This window comes from Pseudomonas sp. GW821-FHT07G06, from assembly GCF_058986625.1.
Genome location: NZ_JBYSVW010000013.1, coordinates 176,616 through 199,615, shown reverse-complemented (window position 1 = coordinate 199,615; position 23,000 = coordinate 176,616). Strand labels below are relative to the sequence as shown.

At 63.2% G+C, this 23,000-nt stretch carries 18 protein-coding genes; 12 read left to right on the top strand and 6 right to left on the bottom strand.

The features are described 5' to 3' along the window. Window positions 1–171 precede the first annotated feature (171 nt). From AC3WJW_RS22005 to AC3WJW_RS21980, 6 genes are all read right to left on the bottom strand, one after another. Window positions 172–1,179 carry a YeiH family protein gene (locus AC3WJW_RS22005; protein ID WP_493727375.1) on the bottom strand — a complete coding sequence of 336 codons (1,008 nt, stop codon included), beginning with the start codon at window positions 1,177–1,179 and terminating at the stop codon, window positions 172–174. 3 nt (window positions 1,180–1,182) lie between these two features. Then, a complete protein-coding gene (locus tag AC3WJW_RS22000) occupies window positions 1,183–2,457 on the bottom strand; it encodes an MFS transporter (RefSeq protein WP_493727374.1) in 1,275 nt (424 codons plus the stop codon). Window positions 2,458–2,518: 61 nt separating this feature from the next. Next, the gene (locus tag AC3WJW_RS21995; RefSeq protein ID WP_126045445.1) at window positions 2,519–4,099 is read right to left on the bottom strand and encodes an acyl-CoA carboxylase subunit beta; all 1,581 of its coding nucleotides are present in this window, start codon (window positions 4,097–4,099) and stop codon (window positions 2,519–2,521) included. Then, window positions 4,096–5,655 carry a class I adenylate-forming enzyme family protein gene (locus tag AC3WJW_RS21990; protein ID WP_493727373.1) on the bottom strand — a complete coding sequence of 520 codons (1,560 nt, stop codon included), beginning with the start codon at window positions 5,653–5,655 and terminating at the stop codon, window positions 4,096–4,098. The genes AC3WJW_RS21995 and AC3WJW_RS21990 overlap by 4 nt, the downstream gene beginning before the upstream one ends. 65 nt (window positions 5,656–5,720) lie before the next feature. Further along, window positions 5,721–6,431: a GntR family transcriptional regulator gene (locus AC3WJW_RS21985; RefSeq protein ID WP_102699884.1), complete on the bottom strand. Its 711-nt coding sequence runs from the start codon at window positions 6,429–6,431 to the stop codon at window positions 5,721–5,723. A 5-nt stretch (window positions 6,432–6,436) separates the two neighbouring features. Further along, entirely contained in the window at window positions 6,437–6,661 is a 225-nt protein-coding gene (locus AC3WJW_RS21980; RefSeq protein WP_102699883.1) for an acyl-CoA carboxylase biotin carboxyl carrier protein subunit, read from the bottom strand. Between the two features lie 196 nt (window positions 6,662–6,857). Here AC3WJW_RS21980 and AC3WJW_RS21975 point away from each other — a divergent pair, with 196 nt between their 5' ends. The 12 genes from AC3WJW_RS21975 (at window position 6,858) to AC3WJW_RS21920 (ending at window position 22,991) form a co-directional block, all read left to right on the top strand. After that, window positions 6,858–7,325 carry an acetyl-CoA carboxylase biotin carboxyl carrier protein gene (locus tag AC3WJW_RS21975; protein WP_493727372.1) on the top strand — a complete coding sequence of 156 codons (468 nt, stop codon included), beginning with the start codon at window positions 6,858–6,860 and terminating at the stop codon, window positions 7,323–7,325. Continuing rightward, on the top strand, window positions 7,325–8,734 hold the full coding sequence (gene accC, locus AC3WJW_RS21970) for an acetyl-CoA carboxylase biotin carboxylase subunit (RefSeq protein WP_493727371.1): 1,410 nt from the start codon (window positions 7,325–7,327) through the stop codon (window positions 8,732–8,734). Before AC3WJW_RS21975 ends, accC begins: the two co-directional genes overlap by 1 nt. After that, entirely contained in the window at window positions 8,731–10,125 is a 1,395-nt protein-coding gene (locus AC3WJW_RS21965) for an acetyl-CoA carboxylase biotin carboxylase subunit family protein (RefSeq protein WP_493727370.1), read from the top strand. Before accC ends, AC3WJW_RS21965 begins: the two co-directional genes overlap by 4 nt. Window positions 10,126–10,128: 3 nt before the next feature. Then, window positions 10,129–11,628 carry a hypothetical protein gene (locus AC3WJW_RS21960; protein WP_493727369.1) on the top strand — a complete coding sequence of 500 codons (1,500 nt, stop codon included), beginning with the start codon at window positions 10,129–10,131 and terminating at the stop codon, window positions 11,626–11,628. 7 nt (window positions 11,629–11,635) lie between these two features. Continuing rightward, entirely contained in the window at window positions 11,636–12,052 is a 417-nt protein-coding gene (locus AC3WJW_RS21955; RefSeq protein ID WP_493727368.1) for a Zn-ribbon domain-containing OB-fold protein, read from the top strand. A gap of 8 nt (window positions 12,053–12,060) precedes the next feature. Then, complete coding sequence (locus tag AC3WJW_RS21950; RefSeq protein ID WP_493727367.1) at window positions 12,061–13,590, top strand: AMP-binding protein; 1,530 nt, start codon at window positions 12,061–12,063, stop codon at window positions 13,588–13,590. Further along, entirely contained in the window at window positions 13,587–14,771 is a 1,185-nt protein-coding gene (locus tag AC3WJW_RS21945; RefSeq protein WP_493727366.1) for a thiolase C-terminal domain-containing protein, read from the top strand. The genes AC3WJW_RS21950 and AC3WJW_RS21945 overlap by 4 nt, the downstream gene beginning before the upstream one ends. Next, window positions 14,768–14,926: a hypothetical protein gene (locus AC3WJW_RS21940; RefSeq protein WP_493727365.1), complete on the top strand. Its 159-nt coding sequence runs from the start codon at window positions 14,768–14,770 to the stop codon at window positions 14,924–14,926. Before AC3WJW_RS21945 ends, AC3WJW_RS21940 begins: the two co-directional genes overlap by 4 nt. After that, a complete protein-coding gene (locus AC3WJW_RS21935) occupies window positions 14,923–16,464 on the top strand; it encodes an acyl-CoA carboxylase subunit beta (protein ID WP_493727364.1) in 1,542 nt (513 codons plus the stop codon). The genes AC3WJW_RS21940 and AC3WJW_RS21935 overlap by 4 nt, the downstream gene beginning before the upstream one ends. A gap of 43 nt (window positions 16,465–16,507) precedes the next feature. After that, window positions 16,508–17,242, top strand: coding sequence for an NAD(P)H-dependent oxidoreductase (locus tag AC3WJW_RS21930; protein WP_493727363.1), 735 nt, complete (start codon window positions 16,508–16,510; stop codon window positions 17,240–17,242). Between the two features lie 140 nt (window positions 17,243–17,382). Next, entirely contained in the window at window positions 17,383–18,537 is a 1,155-nt protein-coding gene (locus tag AC3WJW_RS21925; protein WP_493727362.1) for a response regulator, read from the top strand. A gap of 38 nt (window positions 18,538–18,575) precedes the next feature. Next, window positions 18,576–22,991, top strand: a complete 4,416-nt coding sequence (locus tag AC3WJW_RS21920) for a response regulator (RefSeq protein WP_493727361.1) — start codon at window positions 18,576–18,578, stop codon at window positions 22,989–22,991. Window positions 22,992–23,000 lie beyond the last annotated feature (9 nt).

The following is a 23,000-nucleotide window of genomic DNA, read 5'->3' as shown; positions in this document are numbered from 1 at the left end:
TCCGATCTTTTCTTGTTGTTGTTTTATGTTCATGAAAAAACATCTGGCCACCCGATTCGGGCGCGACAGTGCTCACCACTCTTATCCCCATCAGGGGAGTGTTCGATTCATTCAAGTAACCCGATCAATACCGCCGGACTCAGCATCCTGCGCGGTATGAAACGACCCGACTCAACCGGCGAGTCGTATCAACAGCAACACCAGCCCCAGCAGGAACACGGTTTCACCGACCATCAACACAATGGGTTTGAGCCCCACCGTGGCCAGCTCCTTGAGCTGGATTTTCATGCCCAGCGCGCTGATGGCGACCACCAGGCACCAGCTCGACATCTGATTGCCCAGGCTCTGCACCGCCGCAGGCAACCAGCCGAAACTGGTGACTGTCGCCAGCACCACGAAGGCCACGGCAAACCAGGGCAGCAACGGCGGTCGCTGACCGGTGTCGTTCCCGCCCTGGGACCGGGTGATCAACACTGCGCAGACGATCACCGGCAGCAGCATGGCGATGCGCATCAGTTTCACCACCGTGGCGGTATCGCCGATGTCATGGGACATGCTGTACCCGGCACCCACCACCTGGGCGACGTCATGGATGGTGGCGCCGAGAAACACCCCGGCCTGCAGCGGATCCAGACCGAGCGCCCGGGCAATCACCGGATAGACAATCATCGCCAGGGTCGAGAGGCTGGACACGCCAATCACCGTGAACAGCGTCGCGCGTTCCTTGGCATGATGGGCGGGCAACGCCGCCGCCAGGGCCAGCGCCGCCGAAGCCCCACAAATGGCCGTGGCACCACCGGACAACAGGCCGAACAGCACGTTGAAGCCCATGGCGCGCGCCGCCAGCATGGACACAACGATGGTCACCACCACCGACACCACAACGATCAGCACCGGATGCCAGCCCAGTGCCGCAATCTGCTCCAGGGAAATGCGCAGCCCCAGCAGGGCCACACCCACCCGCAGGATTTCCCGGGCGCTGAAGTCGATACCCGGCTTGCTCGGCCCCGCCGCCAGGAAATTCATGGCCATGCCGAGCAGCAGCGCCAACAGCATCACCGGCGCGTGGTATTGATCAGCCAGGAAGCGCGCGGCAATCGCCACGACAATGCTCGCCAGCACACCCGGCAGGTACTGGCTGACAACCGACTGAAACTGAATGACGGCGGACCTGGACATAAGCTAGACCTTGATTCCCATGGCCGGCAGCGCACGCGTGCTTTCGCGCTTGATCCGCGCCGCCACATAAAAGAACAAGCCACCAAGCAGCAGCGCCAGAATGTCGCTGACCAGCAACACACGGCTCAGCGGCGAAGCCACGCCGGCAGTCGTCAGCACATCACTGATCCAGCCCACGACAAAGGTGCCGAGCGCCACCGAGAACAGGTTCAACAGCAACATCGAGCAACCCATGACCGTCGAACGCATGCGCACAGGCACCGCGCCCTGGATCGCGGTGGTCGCGCAACCGTACAGCGACATCAACATGAAAATGCCCACCGCCATGCCGACGTAGAACAGTGGCGAATCCGCCGGCACCAGGCGATAAGCGATCATGAACGGCGCACTCACCAGCACCAGCAGTACCAGCACACTGGCGGGGCCACCCTTGAAACGCGGGGCCAGGCGATCGCTCAAGACGCCACCGGCCAAAGCGCCCAGCGAACCGAAGACAATCTGCATGACGCCCATGGTCGTGGCGATGGTCGCCGGGTCCATGCCGCGTTCGCGGGCGATCCACAATTGCGCGAACGAAATGCCCGGATAGACCAGATGCGCCAACACGAAACCGGCCACCGTGTAGCGCACCACGCGGTTGCTGCGCAGCTCCGCGAACACTTCGGCCATCTGCGTCGTCAGGGACGCGCCGCGTTCCTGCACGGCGTGGCTGCTGCGTTTGTCGCTCATCAACATCAACGGCAGGCCGATGACAATCCCGGCAAGCCCCAGGAAGTGGAACGTGGTGCGCCAGCCATGGGCGGCGCCCAGCGTACCCGCCAACAAAAAGCTGCAACCGATGCCCAGCGGAATGCCGAGGTAGAACAGGCCCATCGCCGTGCCCCGGCGCTTCTCCGAGAACAACTCCATCAACAGTGCCGTGGCGGCAGGCACCAGCGCGGCTTCACCGGTGGCCACCAGAAAGCGCGCCGCCACCATTTGCTCGAAGTTCTGCACGTAGCCTGAGGCAATCGTGCAGGCGCTCCAGACCAGCATGCCGGCGCCGATCACCCGTGGCCGGCTGTGCCGGTCGGCCAGGGCGCCGAGAAACACCGCCATCACCCCGTAGCTCAGGACCCAGACCGCGCCGACCAGAAAGCCGTACTGGGCATTATTGATCGCCAGCTCGCCGGTGATTTGCGGGGCGAAGCCCAGCAGGATGTTGCGGTCCACCTGGGCCAGCAGGTGAATCACCATCAGCGTTGCCAAAACGGCGCAAGGACTCTTTTTCCAGAACATCGTCTGTACCTTTGAGTTGTTGTTATGAAGGTAAGGCCGGATGCCGCTCGTCCCGCCAGGACTAGCGCATGGTCCGCCGCTTCGGCCCCAGGGAAAGTGCGGTGATGCGATACGCGTCACCCACCCAGTTGCACAGCAATGGACGCGTGCTGTCCGGCTCGATGATGTCGATCACGCCAAAACGCTCGGCGGTACGCAGCGGTGAAGCCAGGGCCTGGTAATGCGCCTCCAGTTCCTTGCGCCGGGCCAACGGGTCGTCCGCCGCAGCGATTTCCTGCTTGTAGGCGGCGGCCACGCCACCCTCGATCGGGATCGAGCCCCACTGCGCCGAAGGCCAGGCAAAGCGGTGCGGCAAGGCGGTGCCCGTCGGGCCGTGCCAGGGGCTGACCATGGCGCCGGCGAGGCCGACACAGCGGCGCAGCACAATGGTGATGACCGGCACGCTCGCCTGTTCGATCGCATGTACTGCCTGCATCGCCGCAATCAGCGTGCCTTGCATCTCGGCTTCCTGGCCGGTCATCACCCCGGGCTGGTCGACGAGGTAGATGATCGGCAGATGAAAGGTGTCGCACAGGTCGATGAAACGGGTCTGCTTGAGCGCCGCCGCACGGGTCAGCGCACCGCCGCCGACCCGCGGGTTGTTGCAGATGATCCCGACCGGGTAGCCGTCGAGACGGGCGAACGCGGTGATGGTCGACGCGCCGAAATCCGGGGACATCTCGAACAGGCTGTCCTTGTCCACCAGCGACTTGAGGATCTTGTGCGGGTTGAAGATCTTGCGCCGGTCATGGGGAATCGCATCGTTGAGCCAGGCGTCGCGGCGACCGGGGGAATCGGTCGATGCTGCACGCGGTGGCTGCTCCCAGACATTGCCCGGCAGGAATGACAGGAAGCGCTTGGCCAGGTCCAGCGCCTCGGCGTCGCTGTTGGCCGCGAGGTTGATCATGCCGCTGTGGCGATGCACCTGGTCGTATCCGCCGAGGTCGTTCTTGTCGATATCGACGCCGAACGCCTGCTTCACCACCGGCGGGCCGGCCGCGAACACCTGGCTCTGGCCGCGCACCATGATCGACAGATGCGAAGCGGCGACCCGCAGCGCACCCAGTCCGGCACAAGCCCCGTGGGCGATACCGACAACGGGCACGGCGCCCAGCAGGTTGGTGATCGGCAGCAAGGCATAACCCGGAATCTTGGTGTGGCCGAGCTTGTCGAGCAGCTTCACACTGCCGCCGGCGCTGTCGATCATGCGAATGATCGGCAGCTTGTATTCCCAGGCATAACGGTCGGCGTAGATCCACTTTTCCGCGACCGCCGCCTCCGACGATCCGCCGCGAATGGTGAAGTCATCCGCCGCGACCACCGTGCGTCGCTGCTCGATCTTGCCCACGCCAACCACCGCCGTGCTCGGTGTGGCGGAAGCGATCTTGCCCTCGGCCGTGTATTTCACGGCACCGGCGAGGATGCCGAATTCCTCGAAGCTTTCGCCATCGAGCAGGTGGCCGATGCGTTCACGCGCCGTGAGCTTGCCCTGGGCATGATGCTTCTCCACTGCTTCCGGGCCGCCCAATGCATAGGCAACTTCGCGGCGAGCGCGGATGTCGGCGAGTTCCCGGGACCATTCAGGGGCAACAGGCGTGCTCATGACGATTTCCTCTGCAGGCGCGCGAGATAGTCGTCGCGCAGAATGTTTTTAACCACCTTGCCGGCGTTGTTGCGCGGCAGGGCGTCGACGAACTCGATCAGGCGCGGTTTCTTGTAGCCGGCGATCAGTGCGGCGCAGTGAATGCCGAGAGCTTCGTTGTCGACGCTGGTGCCTTCGCGGCGCACGACGAACGCTGCGATGCGCTCGCCCCACTCCGCATCGGGCAATCCGAGCACCGCGACTTCGAGCACCTGCGGATGGCTTTCCAGGGCGTCCTCGACTTCCCGCGCATAGACGTTGAAGCCACCGGAAATGATCATGTCCTTGTTGCGCCCGACGATATAAAGGAAGCCCTGCTCGTCGAGGTAGCCCAGATCGCCCGAGTAGTACCAGCCATCGCGGATCGCCTCGGCTTCCAGATCGGGACGGCGCCAGAACGCCACTTCGCCGATGCCGTCGGTGGCGATGGCGATCTCGCCGATTTCCCCCACCGCCCTCTCTACACCCTGGGCGTCGCGCACCGTGATCTGCACGTTGGCAGTCGGTTTGCCGCAGGAGCGCAGCACGCCATCCTCTGCATGTTCGTACGGATACAGCACCGCCAGCGGCTGCACGGCCTCGGTCATTCCGTACTGCTGGCGCATCACCGGGCCGAATCGCGCCATGGCCCGGCGGATCAGGTCGACGGAAGTCGGCGCGGTCCCGTAATGGATGCACCGCAGCGACGACAGATCGGCCGCGACCCCGCTGTCGAGGGTGTCGAGCAAGCGCGTGAGCATGGTCGGCACGCACATCATTTGCGTGATGCGGTGGCGTTCGATTTGTTGCAGCGTTTCCAACGGCTCGAACTTCTCCAGGATCACGTTGCGCGCACCCCGCAAGTAGCACGGCAACAGGTGCACGCCGGCAGCATGGGTCAAGGGACCGACGTGCAACATCGCATCGGTCACGCCCAGGCTGTATTCCATGGCGTAGAAATGGTTGGTCAGGCGCTCGTACCAACGCTTGACCGTATAGGTGACGCCCTTGGGTTTGCCGGTCGTGCCGGAGGTATAGGCGATACGCAGCAAGGCGTCGGGCGACACCTGGACGTTGGGCGCACAGGCCGGCATCGAGGCGAGTTGCTGGCGGTAATCCAGCACCTGCGGTGCCTGCCAGTCGAGCGCCATGACATGACGCAGACTCTCGACGCGCCCCATGACCCCCAGGCTGATCTCGCGAAATTCCGGCCCCGCCACCAGCAGGCTCGCGCCGGCGTCGTCGAGGATCGCGATTTGCTCGGCGAGGGTATGCCGGGCGTTGAGCGCCACGTAGACCAGGCCGGCCTTCTCTGCAGCGAAAACGCTTTCTATCGCTTCAGGCGAATTGTCGAGCAACACGGCGACGCGCTCCCCCACTTGCAAGCCAAGGGAAATCAGGGCGTGGGCGAGACGGTTACTGCCCGCCTCCACCTCGTCGTAAGTCAGTGCCGTGTTGCCGAAGATCAGCGAGGTGCGGCCGCGGTGTTGCCGGGCTGCCCAACTGAGCATGAGTCCTGCGGTGCGTTTTTTTGTCATGATATTTTGTCTTATTGTCGACAATTAGACACAGCACTAGGGAGTGTTGTGCCCCCTGTGTACGGTTATTCCAAGTGGTTCAATGCCGCTTGATGGGAAGCGTTGATCAGCTCGACCATCAGGTTGCCGGCGGCGCTACTGTTGTTCTGCCCAAGTGCCTCGACCAACCCGCGCCAATAAACGGCGGAAGCCTGGCGACGCTCCGGTGAGCGCAAGCCCAAGCGGGTGTAGCGTGCGGTCTGGATCGCCAGTGCACCCATCAATTCTGCCAACTGCTTGTTGCCGCAGGACTGAAACAACACCGTGCTCAGGCGATAACTGCCCTGGGCATACTCGTCCAGTGCATCGGCTTGCCCGGCGATCAGTTCAAGCCGGGTGACGATGGCGTCCATCTGGTTGACGACCGCTGCATCGAGATCGACCAGGTACTTGGCCAGCAATCCGGCCAGCACGGCGCGGATCTCGAACAGGTTGTCGATTTCCTGCCTGCTCAATGAAGTCACATGCGCGCCACGCTGCGGCACGATGGTCACGACGCCGACCTTCTCGAGAATGCGCAGGGCTTCGCGGATCGGACCACGGCTGACCTGGAAGTGATCGGCCAGCTCCTGCTCACGCACCGAATCGCCCGGCCCGTATTCACCGCGCAGAATCGCCAGCGTAATGCTCTCGGCAATCTGCTCCGGCATCGTCAGAACGCGCTGGCGACCGGCCCGCGTGATACCTATTGCACTACCGCCCTTGGCGGCCGACGCCGAACCTGCATTCATTGACATAGACTTCAATCGCACTCCATCAGCAAAACATCCTGGCCGTCTTTCACTACGTCGCCTTCGGCAACGAGGACACTCACTACTCGACCCGACTCGAGCGCCATCAACGGGATCTCCATCTTCATGGACTCCATGATGACCAGGGTCTGATCTTCTTCAACGATGTCGCCTTCGCGGACATGAATCTGCCACACCGTACCCGCGACATCCGACTTAACCGCGATTGTACTCATTCTCGCCCCCTCCAAAACACCACTGTTTTCTGAAATCGCCAGGCCTCTGGCCGTCGCGGGCTACGCTTTTTGTATCCAGCGCTGTGCGAACGCCTTGGCTCACGAACTGCAAATTACATGATTGTACGATTGTTGACAATCCTACGTTTCGATGTTTTTATCCGACCAGGCAATTCGAACAACAAGAGGCCGAGGCATGTCGCTCACACATAAAGAAGCACGAAGAATCCTGGAGATCCTGGATCACACGACCCATCTGGACTTCCTTGAAGTCCGCGTCGGTGACACCACGCTGACCGCCAGCAAATCCGGCACGATCCAGCGCTCGCTGGCGCCTGCCCAAGGCGCTGCGCCGGCAACAACCGCATCGGCCGCTGCCCCTGCGGTGGCCGCGAGCGAGCCTGAAATCGCCGAGGGCCAGGTGGCCGTGCGGGCGACCATGATGGGCACCTTCTATCGCAAACCCAGCCCCGACCAAGCGTCGTTCGTTGAAGAAAACACCCTGGTGGAAACCGGCGCGCCGCTGTGCCTGGTGGAAGCCATGAAGCTCTTCAACACCCTCGCCTCCCCGGTGAAGGGCCGTGTGGTGCGCATCGTCGCCCAGGACCTGCAGATGGTTCAGCGCGACCAGATCTTGATGATTATTGAACCGGAGGCTCGTTGATGAGCAGCATTCCCGTGGCAACCCGTGACATTCGTCGGGTCCTGATCGCCAACCGTGGCGAAATCGCCGTACGCATCGTGCGAGCCTGCAAAACCCTGGGTATCGAATCGGTGGCGGCGGTGTCCGAAGCCGACAGCGACAGCCTGGCCGCCCGCCTGGCCGACCAGTACGTGATCATTGGCCCGCCGCCCGCCGCGCAAAGCTATTTGTGCGCCGAGTTGCTGGTCCGTACGGCGCTGGAGCATCGCTGCGACGCCATCCACCCCGGCTATGGCTTCCTGTCCGAACGCTCGCATTTCGCCCAGGCCTGCGAAGACGCCGGGCTGGTGTTCATCGGTCCATCGGCACAGATCATCGATTCGATGGGCGACAAGATCACCGCCGTCGGTCTGGCGGAAAAAGCCGAAGTGCCGCGCGTCCCCGGTTCCGATGCGGTGGCCGATGCCGAGACCGCACGCGGCATCGCCAGCGCAATCGGCTACCCGGTGCTGTTCAAGGCCACCGCCGGTGGCGGCGGGCGTGGCATGCGCATCGTGCGCAGCGATGAAGAGGCCGAGGCCGCATTCCGCTCGGCTTCTTCGGAAGCACAAGCGGCCTTTGGCGATCCGACCCTGTACGTCGAGAAGTTCATCGAGCTGGCGCGGCATATCGAAATCCAGATCATGGGCGATCGCCACGGCAACGTGGTGCACCTGGGCGAACGCGAGTGCTCGACCCAGCGTCGCCACCAGAAGTTGATCGAGGAAGCCCCCTCTCCCAGCCTCGCCGCGCAAACCCGCGAGCAAATGGGTGAATGCGCCGTGCGTCTGGCGAAAAACGTCGGTTACTTCGGCGCGGGTACCATCGAATTCGTGGTCGATGACCGCGACGGCAGGTTCTATTTCCTGGAAATGAATACCCGCATCCAGGTCGAGCACCCGGTGACGGAAATGATCACCGGCTTCGATCTGGTGGCCGAGCAGATCCGCATCGCCGCCGGCCTGCCGCTGGCGTTCACTCAGGCCGACGTCAAGCTGAGCGGTCACGCCATCGAATGCCGGATCAACGCCGAAGACCCGGACCGCAATTTCCTGCCCAGCCCCGGCCTGGTGAGCGAGTGGCTGGCACCCAAGGGCCAGGGCGTGCGCGTCGACACCCACTGCTTCAGCGGCGCCACCGTGCCGCCGTTCTATGACTCGCTGCTGGCCAAACTGATCGTGCACGCGCCGACGCGCGGTGAGGCGATCGTGCTGATGCGCAAGGCGCTGGAGGACATGAAAGTCGTCGGCCTGTCGACCACCGCCAGCTTCCACCACGCCGTGCTCGATCATCCGGATTTCGTCGCCGGCCGCGTCACTACACGCTGGGTCGAAGACGTGTTCGTACCGGCCCGCAAGCAGGCGTTGAAACAAGCCAGGGAGCGCGCATGAGCATGACTACTTTGGTCGATGTCAGCCTCAGTGACGGCCAGACCGCCGTCTGGGGCGGTGCCGCCAGCACCGCGATGTTGCTGGGGACGATGAACTCGCTGGGGCACGCGCGTCTTGCCGCCATCGAAGTCTTGAACCCGGCGGTGATCGCCCAGTGCGTCAGCCGTGAGGAAAACCCTCTGCAACGCGTTGCTGCGCTGCGCGAGCGCGCCAATGGCACGCCGCTGCGCGCCACGGTGAACCTGCTGGCGACCCATGGCTATATCGATGTGCTGTCGGGCGAGGCACTGAACACCTGGCTGCGAATGCTCGCCCGGCATGGCATCAGTGAGGTCGTATTGATCGATCCGCAGCTGGATTTCCAGCGTCTGGACAGCGCTGTGCAAATGGCCTTGGCCAACGGCCTGAGCGTCATCGCCGCCCTGCCCTATGTCGACGATCATGAGCACAGCGATGCCCACTATTCGGCCTCTGCTGCACGACTCGCCCAGACCGGCGCACAGCGCATCATGTTGCGCGACGAAGCCGGCTTGCTGCATGTCGATCGCCTGCCCGGGTTGCTTTCAGCACTGCGCGATGGCCTGGATGGCACGCCACTGGATCTGCACACACGCTGCCACACCGGACTCGGCCCGCAGGTTGCACTGGAGGCGATCCGACTGGGCATCGATCGCCTCGATGCCGCGCTGCCTTGTGTCGCCAATGGTGCATCGACGCCTGCGTTGCCCCTGCTGGTGCGCTCGGCGGCGTTGCTCGAACTGTCGCTGCAAGCCCCGGACCCGGACCGTATAAAAGAAGCCGAGGCCCAGTTCGCCGCCGTGGCGGATCAGCAAGGTTTCCCCGAAAGCCAGCCCTGGGCATTCGACCTGGCGCCTTACGAACATCAACTGCCAGGCGAAATCGCCGCCGACGCCATGCAGGCCTTGCGCTCGCGCGGCCGCCTGGCGGATCTGTTCGGGTTTGCCCGCGAGTGCACGCGCATACGCCAGGAGCTGGGCAACCCGCCGATGCTGCCGCCCTTCGCGCAAGCGATTGCACGACAGGCACTCGAACATCTGGATGCCGAACCACGTTATGCCACGCTGCAACCCGCCTTGCGCCGCTGGCTGCAGGGCTGCTACGGCCCGATTGACACGTCACTGACCCGCCTGCAACAACGCATCGGCGCCGTCGCGACGCCGTGCCGTCCGATCAATCTGTCCACCGATGATGCGTTGGCCGCCCTGATCTGCGGCTGCCCTGCACTGCCGCCTTTCCAGAAGCTTGAGTATGAAATCCGCACCCCCGAGCAAGCCCTGACCCAAGGGCTGCTGCAACGCTGGCCCGCCTACACCGTACTGAGTGTCACAGGCCCGGGCCTGTCCATCCATCTCGAACACAGCAAGGGGTGACATGTGCTGAATCAACTACGCGAAAAAGTGAATGCGGAGTTCATCCGCACCGGCAAACGTCGCCGTATCCAGCTGGTCGATGCCACCCTGCGTGACGCGCACCAGTGCCTGTGGGCCACGCGCATGCGCACCGAGCACATGCTGCCGATGGCCGAGCGTCTGGATGCCCTGGGCTTCCATGCCATTGAAACCGTAGCGCTGGTGCAATTCGACGCCAGCGTGCTGTTCCTCAACCAGAATCCACTGGAACGGCTACGGCTGTTGTCCGAGCGTATCCGCCACACACCGCTGCGTGCAGCGGTGCGCAGCAATATGTTGCGCAGCTTCTACCCCGAGCCGGATGACCTCAGCGAGCTGTATATTGAACGGCTGGTCGCCAATGGCGCGCGCGATATTGTCTTTCTTGAGTCACTGCATTGCTGGGACAACCTGACGACATCGATCGCCACGGCCAAGCGCCTGGGTGCCACCACCACGATCGGGCTGATTTATAACCTGGCACCCGGTTATGACGCGCCTTTCTATGCCGCCAAGGCCCGGGAGGCCATCCAGCGCTTCGACATCGATGCCTTTGCCTTCGGCGATGCCGGCGGCAGCATGACAGTGGAGCAGGTGCGCAGCATTGTGCCGGCGATCAAGGCCGTGATCGGCGATCGACCACTGGAAGTGCTCACCCATTGCCTGAACGCGACCGGCTCGCTGGTTGCACTTGAAGCAGCCGTACACGGTGCCGACCGGCTGCTGTGCTCGATCGATCCGTTGGCCAACGGCAATGCCGGGCCATCGGCGCAGATGCTGGCGCGCAACCTGCGCGAGATTGGTTTCGAGGTCGACTTCGATGACCGCGCGGCGGACGAGATCGGTGACTACCTCGCCGGGATTGCCGAAGAGAACGGCTTCCCGGTAGGCATTCCGGCGGAATACGACCCGGCGCACTTCGTTACCCAGTACGCCGGTGGCGCCATGTCCAACCTGCAATCGCAGCTGCAACTGGCGGGCATCGCCGACAAGCTGCCGGTGGTGCTCGAAGAGATCGCGCGCATTCGTGTCGAACTCGGTTCACCGGTGATGGCCACGCCCTTCCCCGCGATGATCGCCGCGCAAGCGGTGATGAACGTACTGAGCGGCGAGCGTTACAAGGTGGTGCCGGATGAAGTGAAAAAGTACGTGTGCGGCTACTTCGGCGCCCTGCCACTGCCGGTGGACCCCGACGTCAAGGATCGTGTGCTGGCCAACGGTTCCCGCGAAATCGCCCTGCAGCCACCGCTGCTGGCGCCAAGGGTCCCTGAGCTGCGTCGCCGCTACCCCGGTCTGTCGGACGATGAACTGCTGCTGCGGGCCATGTACGGCGACGAAAAAATCACCGGTCTGGTGCCGACCGTCATCGACGACACCTTCAGTGTGCGTCGTCCGCTGAGCGAGCTGATCGCCGGTCTGGCCAGGCTGCCGGAACAACGTCATGTGCATATCGCCATGGCCGGTTTCGAATTGCGCACTCACTGAGGCTGCCATGTCGACTCCCATCCCGCCACGACCACTGCCGCAGCCCACCGCCGAAACGGCCGCCTACTGGGCGGCCGCGCAGGAGCAACGATTGGTCATCCAGCGTTGCGCCAGTTGCGGCAACTGCCAGTTCTACCCGCGCGCGTTCTGCATTGGCTGCCTGTCCGAACGCATCGAGTGGATCGATGCCAGCGGCCAGGGGCGCATCTATTCCTTCACGGTCAGCCGCATTGCCCCGTCGCCGGCCTTCGAGGCCCGGCTGCCTTATGTCGTCGCGCTGATCGACCTCGATGAAGGCGTCCGGCTGGTCGCCAACATCCTCGACGCCGACCTTGAGCGCGTGCGGATCGGCGCCGCTGTCAGGGTCTGTTTCGAAACCGTCAGCGAATCCTGCACGCTGCCCCAGTTCACTCTTTTGGATTAGCCGTCACCATGGAAATGATCACCGACTACTTCGATGCCGGCGCCAATCGCCATCCCGATAACATCTGCCTGCAAGGCACCGGCTTCAGCCTCACCTACGCCCAGGTGCAAGCCGAATCCCACGCGATCGGTCATGCCCTGTCCCTGCTGCGCCTGCGATCCGCCCATGTCGGCGTATTGGCACCCAATCACCCGTTGGGTTTCGTCGCCATGCTCGGCGCGTTGCGCGCGGGGGCGACTTTCGTGCCGCTCAACGCCCGCGACTCGATCGACAGCCTGATCTGGTTCATGAGCTTCACCCAACTGTCGGTGCTGGTCCTGCATTCCCAGTATGCCGAACATGCCGAACGCATCCGCGCAGGCGTGCCGACGCTGACCACGGTGATCGGCCTGGACCAGCCCATCGCCGGCTTGAGCATCGCCGACTGGTGTCGCGAACACGCCGGTCAGCGCTGCACCGTGCGCAATTCGCTGGACGACACCGCCCTGATCAAATCCTCGGGCGGCACCACCGGCCGGCCGAAAGCGATCATGCAAAGCCACCGTGCGCTGCTGGCCTGCTACCGCATCAGCAACCAGTTCATGCCACCGGCGAAAAGCCCGGCGCATCTGGTCGTGGCACCGCTGACCCACGCCGCCGGCGCGACCGCCATGGCGCTGTCGATTTTCGGCACGCGCAACGTCATCGCAGCATCCGCCGATCCGGGTGTCGTGCTGGAAACCATCGAACGCGAGCGCATTACCCACCTGTTCCTGCCGCCAACCCTGATCTACCGACTGCTGTCACACCCGGATGCCCGGACCCGCGACTGCTCCTCGCTGGAATACGTGATCTACGGCGCGGCGCCGATGTCCGTGGACAAGCTGCGCGAGGGCATTGCCCTGTGGGGACCGGTGTTCATGCAGGCCTACGGTCAATCCGAAGTGCCTGGGGTGATCACTCTGCTGACTCGCGAAGACCATATGCGCGACGGCAAGCACCTGGGCTCGGCCGGTCGCCCCACCGGCGCCTGCGAAGTGGCGCTGATGGATGAAGAAGGACGCTTCGTCGAGCCTGGCGAACGCGGCGAAATCGTCGCCCGTGGCGAACTGGTAGCGCCGGGTTACTACGACAACCCGCAAGCCAACGCCGAGGCCCGCCGCTTCGGCTGGCATCACACCGGCGACATCGGCGTGTTCGACGAAGGCGGCTATCTGTACATCGTCGATCGCACCAAGGACATGATCATCTCCGGCGGTTTCAATATTTACCCGAGCGAGATCGAGCAAGTGATCTGGGCGCATCCGGCGGTGATGGATTGCGCGGTGGTCGGACTGCCCGATGCCGACTGGGGCGAGAAAGTCATCGCCGTGATCGAACTCAAGGCCGGCGCCAGCGCGACCGCCGAGGAATTCGTCGCGATCTGTCGCGAAAAACTCGGCAGCCTGAAAACCCCCAAGCAAGTGTTGTTCTGGGAGAGCCTGCCGCGCAGTCCGGTCGGCAAGGTATTGAAGAAAGACGTGCGCGCGCAACTCGTGGCCCAGGAGGCGCAAGCATGAGCAACGACCCTTCCCGCCTGGCGGGCCGCTACGCCATCGTCGGTGTCGGTGAGGCCGGGCTTGGCAAGGCGGCGCCTGGCGACACCGCGCTGTCGCTGCAATGCCGCTCGGCCCGTGACGCCCTGCTCGATGCCGGCCTCACCCTGGCCGATGTCGATGGGGTTTTCGCGCACTGGGACGACCGCGCCAACGCGCTGCTGGTGAGCGAGTACCTGGGCATCACGCCACGTCATGTCGACAGCACGGTGGTCGGCGGCGGCTCGCCGCTCACCCATTTGATCCACGCCATGGCCGCGATCGAGGCGGGGTTGTGCTCGGTGGCGCTGGTCACCTACGGCAGCACCCAGCGACTGGATCAGAGCCGCAATCGCGGCGGCGTCATCAACGAGCCGCGCTCGCCGTCGGGACAATTTGTTGCGCCTTACGGTGTACTGAGTCCGATCAGCTGGTACGCGATGCTCGCGCAGCAGTATCTGCATCGTTACCAGGCAAGCGAGGAAGACCTTGGCGAAGTAGCGATCAACGCACGACGCTGGGCACAGTTGAATCCTCAGGCGACGCTGCGCAAACCGCTGACGATGGAGGAGTACCTGGCGTCGCCGCTGATCTCGGACCCGCTGCGCAAGGCCGATATTTGCCTGGTCAGCGACGGCGCCGGTGCGTTGGTTCTCACCAAAGCCGACCGCGCACGCACGCTGGCGAAACCGCCGGTGTACATCCGCGGTTTCGCCGATACCTACCGGCACCACGTCACGCCACTGGGCTCGACCGACTGGCTCGCCCCTGGCGTCATCGCGGACTGCGCCGAGCGCGCGCTTTGCATGTCCGGCATCGCGCGCGACGAATTGAGCATGGTGCAGATCTACGATGCGTTCACCATCAACGTGCTCGTCGCGCTCGAAGCCATGGGTTTCTGCGCACCCGGCCAGGCCGGCGCATTCTTGCGCAGCGGCATTGCCGCGCCCGGCGGTGCATTGCCGGTCAATACCTCCGGCGGCGGGCTGGCCTTCAACCATTCCGGCCAGTTCGGCATGCAATTGATGATCGAATCCGTGCGTCAGCTGCGTGGTGAATGCGCCGGGCGCCAGGTCGCCAACGCCAGCAGTTGCCTGGTCCAGTCCAGCGGGCTGTTGATGTCGGCGTTCATGACCCTGGTTCTGGCAAAGGGTGATCGACCATGAAGACGACAATCCCGATCCGAACCCTGCAGGCCCTTCGTCTGTTCGACCGGCGCGATGGCGCCCGTCTGTACGAAGTGCCGCAAGTCCTTCACACATTGCGTCACGGCGAAATCGCCGGACGTGCCGTCACAGTTCCCAATGAGACCTCACGATGACCTGCGAACACCCATCACCGGAACAGCAACTGCAGGCCCGCCGCGAAAACACCCTGCAAATGGGTGGCGAGGCCAAGCTCCAGGCGCGCCGCGAGGCTGGCGTGCTCAATGCACGCGAACGACTGGAGGGCCTGCTCGACCCGCAGTCGTTCAGCGAAATCGGCATGCTCGCCCACTCCTCCCGGCCCGAGGACCGGGACAGCACGCCGGCGGACGGCAAGATCACCGGTTTCGGTCGCATCGATTCGCGTCGGGTGGCCGTGGTGTCCAACGACATGACGGTCAAAGGCGCGTCATCCTCATGGATCAATGCACGCAAGATCGCTTACATGAAGGAATGCGCCACTCGCAATGGCATGCCCCTGATCTTTCTTGGCGAATCGTCCGGCCAGCGCATGCAGGACGCGATGGGCGCGGCGAGCATGGCCAGTGCCGGCCAGGACGCCCAGCAATACTGCCGGCGCCGCGAAACCCCGTGGGTCAGCGCAGTACTGGGCCCGTGTTTTGGATCGGCAAGCTGGTACTCGTGCCTGGCGGACTTCACCGTCATGCGCAAGGGTGCATTGCTCGCCGTCTCCAGCCCCAAAGTCACCTCCGTGGCGATCGGTGAATCCTCGGACGCCGAAGAACTCGGCGGCTGGCGCATGCATGCTGAAATCACCGGGTTGGCCGACAGGGTGGTCAACACTGACCAGGAAGCATTGACCGCTATCCGGCAGTTTCTCAGCTACCTGCCCTCTCACTCGAATGAGACACCCGCCCTCCTGCCCTGCGGGCCCGAGGATCGACCCGACCCGTCGGGCCCGGAAACCATCGTCCCGGTGGAGCGCAGCAAAACCTACGACATGCGCAAGCTGCTGGCGACGCTGGTCGATCGCGACAGCCTGTTTGCGCTCAAGGACCGATTCGGCCGCTCGGTCGTTACCGCTCTCGCCCGCCTTGAAGGCGCCAGCATCGGGATCGTCGCCTCCAATCCGCAATTCAAGGGCGGAGCGCTGGACGCCGATGCCTGCCGCAAGGCCACCGGCTTCATCGCCCTGTGCGACTCGTTCAACATTCCGCTGGTGTTTCTTGTCGATACGCCTGGCTTCCTCGTGGGCATCGAAGGCGAGAAACGCAGCGCACCGGCGCACATCATGAACATGATCCACGCCGTACAACTGTGCTCGGTACCCAAGCTCTCGGTGATCGTGCGCAAGAGTTTCGGACAGGCCTATCTGAATTTCGGCGGTGGCCGCAACAGCGACCAGTCGGCCGCCTGGTGCTCGGCCGATGTCAGCTTCGTCGACCCGGGCGTGGCGGTCAGCGTCGTGCATGACGTGACGCGCGAGTCGGATCCCGAGCGCTACGACCGCCTGTACGCGGAATTCTCAAAAGACACCTCGGCCTTTGCACTGGCCGGTGCGCTGGGCACCCACGAGGTGATTGCGCCGGGAGAAACCCGTCGTTTTCTCGTCGAGGCACTGGCGGCACAGCGGCGCGCCATCAATAACGGCATCGGGCGCCACGAAATGCGCACATGGCCCACCTACTTTTGACCGGCGCGCTTCACTCAGCCCCTCCCGAATTCAAGGAATCGCCATGAATGTATTCATCGTACATGCCCATCCCGAGCCGAAATCCTTTACCGCCGCCTTGCGCGACCAAGCGGTTGAGACCCTGCAATCCCAAGGGCATCAGGTCCGGGTATCCGACCTGTACGAAATGAACTGGAATCCGGTGGCCGGTGCCGGGGATTTCCGCGCCCGGGAAAACCCCGAGTATCTGGTCTACGCACTTGAGCAACGACGCAGCAGCAAAGAACAGACACTCGCCGCCGATATCCAGCAAGAGTTGGACAAACTGTTGTGGGCGGACCTGCTGATCCTCAACTTCCCGGTTTACTGGTTCTCGACGCCGGCCATCCTCAAGGGCTGGATCGATCGGGTTCTGGTATCCGGCATTTGTTACGGCGGCAAGCGTTTCTACGATCAGGGCGGCCTGCGCGGCAAGAAAGCCCTGGTGACCGTGACCCTGGGCGGGCGCGAACACATGTTCGGCGACAACGCCATCCATGGTCCGTTGGAGGACATGCTGCGCCCGCTGCTGCGCGGAACCCTGGCCTATGTCGGAATGGACGTGCTGCAGCCATTTGTCGGCTGGCATGTGCCGTACATCACTGATGAAGCTCGACAGGATTTCCTGAAGGGGTACCGCCAACGCCTGGAAAACATCGGCGAGGATCATCCCCTCGCGTACCCGCGTTTGAGTCAGTTTGATGATCGGCTCTATCCCCTTGGAGTCGCGCCAGAAGAACCGGACACCACCTGCCGTTGATGCCGCCAGGCTTCGGGTAAGCAAGAGGCCCTTCAGGGGGTGGGTGAGCCGATGCCCGGCAATTGCCATGAATAGAGCTACGCTTGTCTGCAATGGAGGGACTTTGCGCAATCCTACGTAGGGCAGCGGAGCCAAAAGACATGGGCATTGAACAGGATGTTTATCCTGCGGCCACCGTTCTGGTGGTCGATGACACGCCAGACAACTTGATGCTGATGACCGACCTGCTCAAGGACAGGTATCGGGTCAAGGCCGCCAACAGCGGCGAAGCGGCGTTGCGCGTGCTGCAAAACAATCCGCTGCCGGACCTGATCCTGCTCGACATCATGATGCCGGGGCTGTCGGGTCATGAGGTGGCCCGGCAGCTGCAGCAAGATCCGCGCACCCGCCAGATTCCAATTATTTTTCTCACTGCCCTGGCATCAATGGAAAACGAAATCCAGGGCCTGGAGCTGGGCGCGGTCGACTACATCACCAAGCCGATCAGCCCGCCGTTGGTCCTGGCCCGGGTGCAGACCCAACTGAAGATCAAGGCCGCGGCTGACTTCCTTCGCGATCAGAACGACTTCCTTGAACAGGAAGTCCAGCGCCGCACCCGTGAGGTCATAGCCATTCAGGACGTCACGATCCAGGCCATGGCTTCGCTGGCCGAAACCCGCGACAACGAGACGGGCAACCACATCCGTCGTACCCAACACTACGTCAGGTTGCTGGCCGAACTGTTGCGCGATCATCCGCGTTTCAGTCCATTCCTGAACGATGACAGCATCCGGCAGCTGTTCAGGTCGGCACCGCTGCACGATATCGGCAAGATCGGCATTCCTGACCACATCCTGCTTAAACCGGGGCGATTCACCCCGGAAGAATTCGAGATCATGAAGACCCACACCACCCTGGGGCGCGATGCCATCCAGCGTGCCGAGGATCAGTTGGGCCTTTCGGTGGACTTTCTGCGCACGGCCAAGGAAATCGCCTACAGCCACCAGGAAAAGTGGGATGGCAGCGGCTACCCGCAGGGACTGGTTGGCGAAGAAATCCCGATGAGTGCCCGATTGATGGCGGTGGCGGATGTCTATGACGCGCTGATCAGTCGTCGTGTGTACAAGGCTGGAATGCCGCACGATCAGGCCGTGGAGATCATTCGGCAGGGGCGCGCGACCCACTTCGACCCAGACGTCTGTGATGCCTTCCTTGCCAACGCCGAGCAATTCCATGTCATCGCCGAGCGCTTTGCGGACAGCGACCAGGACATGGCCCGGCTGGTCGACCTGCAACGCACTCTCCAGAAACCCTGAACGGTCAACACGCCGGTTTGTCATCAACGGGAATTGCCATGACCAGAGTGCTCGCTCTGCTGGAACGCCTGCCTCTTCGTATCAAGCTGATCCTCGGCTTCGGGACATTAGGGGCGCTGGTCCTGGTGCTCGGCGTGCAGAGCCTGCGTACCCAGGATTTGCTGGAAACGGATATGCAGAGGCTGTACCAACAAGAGTTGGCGGGCATCGAACCCTTGCAGGAAGCGCGGGTGCTGATGCCGCATCTCATGCAGGGATTGCAGCATGCCGTCGGCAGCAATAGCGAAGATGAGCGTATCAAGGGCGTCGAGCAATTTGGTGAGGCTCGACAACATCTTCAAGTGGCGCTGCTGCAGGTACAACCGACCCTCTGGCGCCAGGAAAACCTGGAGCGATTCGCCCTGTTCGAGGTTTTGCTGGAGCGTTTGCTGCACGACGGTGAGGCAGCACTGGAGCTGGCCGGTGCAGGAGATCAAGCGCAAGCCTTGCGGCTGATCAATAGCGTCGAGTTCCAGGGGCTGGATGAGCAGGGAGACGACTTGCTCAAACAGATGGCGCGAATCAAACAGGCCTCCATTCATGACACGGCCAAACAGATCGCGGACTTTGCCGGGCGCAGCACCCGCCTCACTTATCAATTGCTGCTGGGCGGCCTGACACTGGCGTTGTTGATGGGCTGGTTGATCAGCCGTTCGATTCGCCAGCCCCTTGACCGGGTGCGCGCCGCCGTTGATGAGCTGACTGCTGGCCGACTGGACGGAACAATTCCCCATACCGATCTGCAAAATGAAACCGGTGATCTGGCGCGTGCAATCGCGACGCTGCAAACCGAGTCGCAACAACTGGAGCGCCAACGCTGGGTCAAGGCGCAAACCGAGCAACTCCAGGCCGACTTGCCACAAGCGGAAACGCCACGGGAGCTGGCCCAGGTTTTCTTGCGGCATATGGCGAGCATGCTCGGCATCTGCCGGGGCGTGCTCTATAGCGTGCAAGAGCAGGATGAAAGCCTGCAATTGATTGGCAGCTACGCGACCGATCCCGATTACCCGCCGGCGCCGACGGTGGCTCTGGGAGCCGGCCTTCTAGGGCAATGTGCGCTGGATCGTGCGCCCCGTGAATTGCAGGGGCTGACGCAGCCGCTTGGACGGTTGCATTCGCAGTTGGGTGAAGTGCCGGCCAGCTATCTGCTGGTGCAGCCGGTTTTGCGTGGCGAGCGTCTGCTCGGCATGCTCGAGCTGGCGGGCTATCAACCGCTGGGGGCCCGTGAACAGTCGCTGCTGCAGGAGGCCATGCCACGCCTGGCCGGTGCCATGGCGGTGATGGAGCGTCATCTGGCGGTGCAATCCTTGCTGAGCGAGACCCGGCGCCAGGCCGACGAAATGGGTCAGCAGGCCTTGCGCCTGGAGTTGCAATCGAAGGAGCTGGAGGCACAACAGACTGCGTTGCGTGCCACCAAGGCCTGGTATCGCGCGATCCTCGAGGCGGCACCGGACGGCATGATCGTCATCAATGCCGAGGGCGAGATCCTGATGACCAACCCGCAACTGGACACGCTGTTCGGTTACGCCACGGGAGAGTTGGTGGGCGAGACCATCGAGCGGCTGGTGCCTGACGCGGCGCGCGGCCGGCATGTGTCGTTGCGCAATGGCTTCATCGCCCATGGCAGTACCCGGCAGATGGGCGCGAACCTGGACGACCTCAAAGGCGTTCGCAAGGATGGCAGCCTGTTTGCCGTGGAGATCGGCCTGTCGCACTTGCCGCTTCTGGAGGGGCGTGGCACCTGTATCTGCGCCTCGGTTCGCGATGTCAGCGAGCGGCGGCAGATGCAAGCGGCGCTCAAATCCAGCGAAACGCAGTTGCGTGCGGTATTGGACAGCAGTCCGGTGGCCATGCTGATCCGAGGCGATGATGGCCGCCTGAGTTACTGCAACCCGGAGCTGGAGGGCCTGTTCGGCGTCAGCCGCGAGCAACTGGACGAAATGGATGAAAGTCGCTTCTGGTGCGATGCACAGGCACACGAGCGCTTCCTGGCCGCAGCCGCCAAGGGCGCGGTTTTCAACTTCGAGGCCAGCCTGCAGTGCGATGGAGGCAAGCGTTTCGAGGTCTTGCTCTCGGCCGTACCCTTGACACTCGGTGAGCGCAACATCAGCGCCAGTTGGTATTACGACATCACCGACCGCAAGGCCGCCGAGGCGCTGGTGCAGCACGCCCGGGAGATCGCCGAAGAGGCGACACGGGCCAAGAGCGAATTCCTCGCCAACATGAGCCATGAAATCCGCACGCCGATGAACGCCATTATCGGCATGAGTCACCTGGCGCTGCGCACCGACCTCGATAACCGGCAACGCAACTACATTGTGAAGGTGCATCGCTCGGCGGAGAACCTGCTGGGGATCATCAACGACATCCTCGATTTCTCCAAGATCGAAGCCGGCAGGATGGATCTGGAGCGTATTCCGTTCCGCCTGGAAGACGTGCTGGAGAACTTCACCAACGTGGTGGGCCTGAGGGCCGAGGATAAAGGCCTGGAGCTGCTCTACAGCACGGTTGCCGATTTGCCGACCGCACTGATTGGCGACCCGCTGCGGCTGGGCCAGGTCCTGGCCAACCTGGGCAACAACGCGACGAAGTTCACGGAACAGGGTGAAATTGTGCTGGGCATCGAGCGCACCGGGAATGACCAGGGCAAGGTCGAGTTGCATTTCTGGGTGCGCGACACGGGCATTGGCATGAGCGAAGAGCAATGCCAGAGAATTTTTCAGTCTTTCATCCAGGCCGACAGTTCCACCACTCGCAAGTACGGAGGGACCGGCCTGGGCCTGGCGATTTCCAAGCGTCTGGTGGAGATGATGGGAGGCCGCATCTGGGTCGAAAGTGTGCTGGGAAGCGGTTCGACGTTTCACTTTTGCGTGAGTCTGGGCATGCAGGCAGATGCTCCTGCGCGACGCATGTTCACCGCCGATGAACTGCTGGGCATCCGCGTGCTGGTGGTCGATGACAACGCCAGTGCGCGGGAAATTCTTTCGGGCATGGCGCACAGCTTCGGTGTCGAAGTGGACGTCGCCGACAGTGGTCGCATGGCCCTGCGCATGCTGGCGCAGGCCGAGAAGGATGCGCTGCCTTTCGACCTGGTCCTGATGGACTGGCGGATGCCGGGCATGGATGGGGTGGAGACGGTCCGGCAGATGCGCTCCGCCAACCTGGCACGCACACCGTCAGTCATCATGGTCACCGCCCTTGATCGCGAGGAGTTACTTGAACAGGCCAGGGACCAGGACGTACATCTGCCGGTGGTGCTGACCAAGCCGGTCACTCCGTCCACCTTGCTCGAAGCCATAGGCACAGTGTTCGGCAAAGTGCCCCAAACCGCTACCCGCGCCCATGAGCGCACCGAGCAGAGCGCTGACAACATGGCACGCCTGAAGGGTGCGCGCCTGCTGCTGGTGGAGGACAACGAACTGAACCGGGAGCTGGCGTGCGACTTGTTGCAAGAGGCAGGCATCGAGCTCGAGCTGGCATTCGATGGCCAACAGGCACTCGACTGCTTGGCCCGGGACAGCGATTTCGACGGTGTGCTGATGGACTGCCAGATGCCGGTGATGGACGGCTATACCGCGACCCGCAGGATTCGCCAGCAAACGAACTTCACGGCGTTGCCGATCATCGCCATGACCGCCGACGCCATGGCCGGGGACCGCGAACGCGCCCTGGCCTGCGGCATGAATGACCACCTGTCCAAGCCATTGGACGTCGTCGGCATGTTCGCCACGCTGGCCAGGTGGATCAAGCCACGGCCCGGGCGTAGCGGCCGGGCGCGGGAGGTGACCGCTGCCGAGACATCCGGACAGTTGCCCGCCGAGCTTGCAGGCATCGATCAGGTCGCCGGGCTGGCCGCCTGTTCGGGCAAGACGGCCCTTTACTTGCGACTGTTGCGCACATTCCATGGAACCCAGAAGAACTTCGTCGAACAGTTCGAAACGGCAATCGCCGACGCCGATCCGACGGCGGCGGTTCGAATGGCTCACACGCTGCACGGTAACGCGGGGAACATCGGCGCCAGGGCGCTGGCACAGGCTGCAGCACAGCTGGAGCAAGCGTGCCGGGCTGGCGAGCCGAGCGATGGCGTGCAAGCTCACTTGACCGAGGTCAGGCGGTGCTTGATACCGGTATTAAGCGCGCTGGCTCTGTTGCCCGAGGAAAAAACGGCTTCAGGGGCGAAGCCGCCGCAGGCCGAGGCGGAACTCGGTGACCGGCTCACTCGGCTCGGGCAGTTATTGGCCGAGAGTGACACCGCAGCCTTTGAAGCGCTTGATGAGTTGCGGCAGTTGTCTCTCGATGATGCATTGGCCAGGCGTCTGAGCCGGGTAGCGCAGCAGCTTGAGCGCTTCGACTTTGATCGGGCCCTGGCGTTGCTGCAAGGCGAAATCGAACGCTCCGCCCTGCCCCCCGAATGACCAGGGTGC

Excerpts from the sequence above, each read along its gene's own strand:
- AC3WJW_RS22005 (WP_493727375.1), bottom strand. The coding sequence starts at position 1,179 with ATGTCCAGGTCCGCCGTCATTCAGTTTCAGTCGGTTGTCAGCCAGTAC.
- AC3WJW_RS22000 (WP_493727374.1), bottom strand. The coding sequence starts at position 2,457 with ATGTTCTGGAAAAAGAGTCCTTGCGCCGTTTTGGCAACGCTGATGGTG.
- AC3WJW_RS21995 (WP_126045445.1), bottom strand. The coding sequence starts at position 4,099 with ATGAGCACGCCTGTTGCCCCTGAATGGTCCCGGGAACTCGCCGACATC.
- AC3WJW_RS21990 (WP_493727373.1), bottom strand. The coding sequence starts at position 5,655 with ATGACAAAAAAACGCACCGCAGGACTCATGCTCAGTTGGGCAGCCCGG.
- AC3WJW_RS21985 (WP_102699884.1), bottom strand. The coding sequence starts at position 6,431 with ATGTCAATGAATGCAGGTTCGGCGTCGGCCGCCAAGGGCGGTAGTGCA.
- AC3WJW_RS21980 (WP_102699883.1), bottom strand. The coding sequence starts at position 6,661 with ATGAGTACAATCGCGGTTAAGTCGGATGTCGCGGGTACGGTGTGGCAG.
- AC3WJW_RS21975 (WP_493727372.1), top strand. The coding sequence starts at position 6,858 with ATGTCGCTCACACATAAAGAAGCACGAAGAATCCTGGAGATCCTGGAT.
- accC (WP_493727371.1), top strand. The coding sequence starts at position 7,325 with ATGAGCAGCATTCCCGTGGCAACCCGTGACATTCGTCGGGTCCTGATC.
- AC3WJW_RS21965 (WP_493727370.1), top strand. The coding sequence starts at position 8,731 with ATGAGCATGACTACTTTGGTCGATGTCAGCCTCAGTGACGGCCAGACC.
- AC3WJW_RS21955 (WP_493727368.1), top strand. The coding sequence starts at position 11,636 with ATGTCGACTCCCATCCCGCCACGACCACTGCCGCAGCCCACCGCCGAA.
- AC3WJW_RS21950 (WP_493727367.1), top strand. The coding sequence starts at position 12,061 with ATGGAAATGATCACCGACTACTTCGATGCCGGCGCCAATCGCCATCCC.
- AC3WJW_RS21945 (WP_493727366.1), top strand. The coding sequence starts at position 13,587 with ATGAGCAACGACCCTTCCCGCCTGGCGGGCCGCTACGCCATCGTCGGT.
- AC3WJW_RS21940 (WP_493727365.1), top strand. The coding sequence starts at position 14,768 with ATGAAGACGACAATCCCGATCCGAACCCTGCAGGCCCTTCGTCTGTTC.
- AC3WJW_RS21935 (WP_493727364.1), top strand. The coding sequence starts at position 14,923 with ATGACCTGCGAACACCCATCACCGGAACAGCAACTGCAGGCCCGCCGC.
- AC3WJW_RS21930 (WP_493727363.1), top strand. The coding sequence starts at position 16,508 with ATGAATGTATTCATCGTACATGCCCATCCCGAGCCGAAATCCTTTACC.
- AC3WJW_RS21925 (WP_493727362.1), top strand. The coding sequence starts at position 17,383 with ATGGGCATTGAACAGGATGTTTATCCTGCGGCCACCGTTCTGGTGGTC.
- AC3WJW_RS21920 (WP_493727361.1), top strand. The coding sequence starts at position 18,576 with ATGACCAGAGTGCTCGCTCTGCTGGAACGCCTGCCTCTTCGTATCAAG.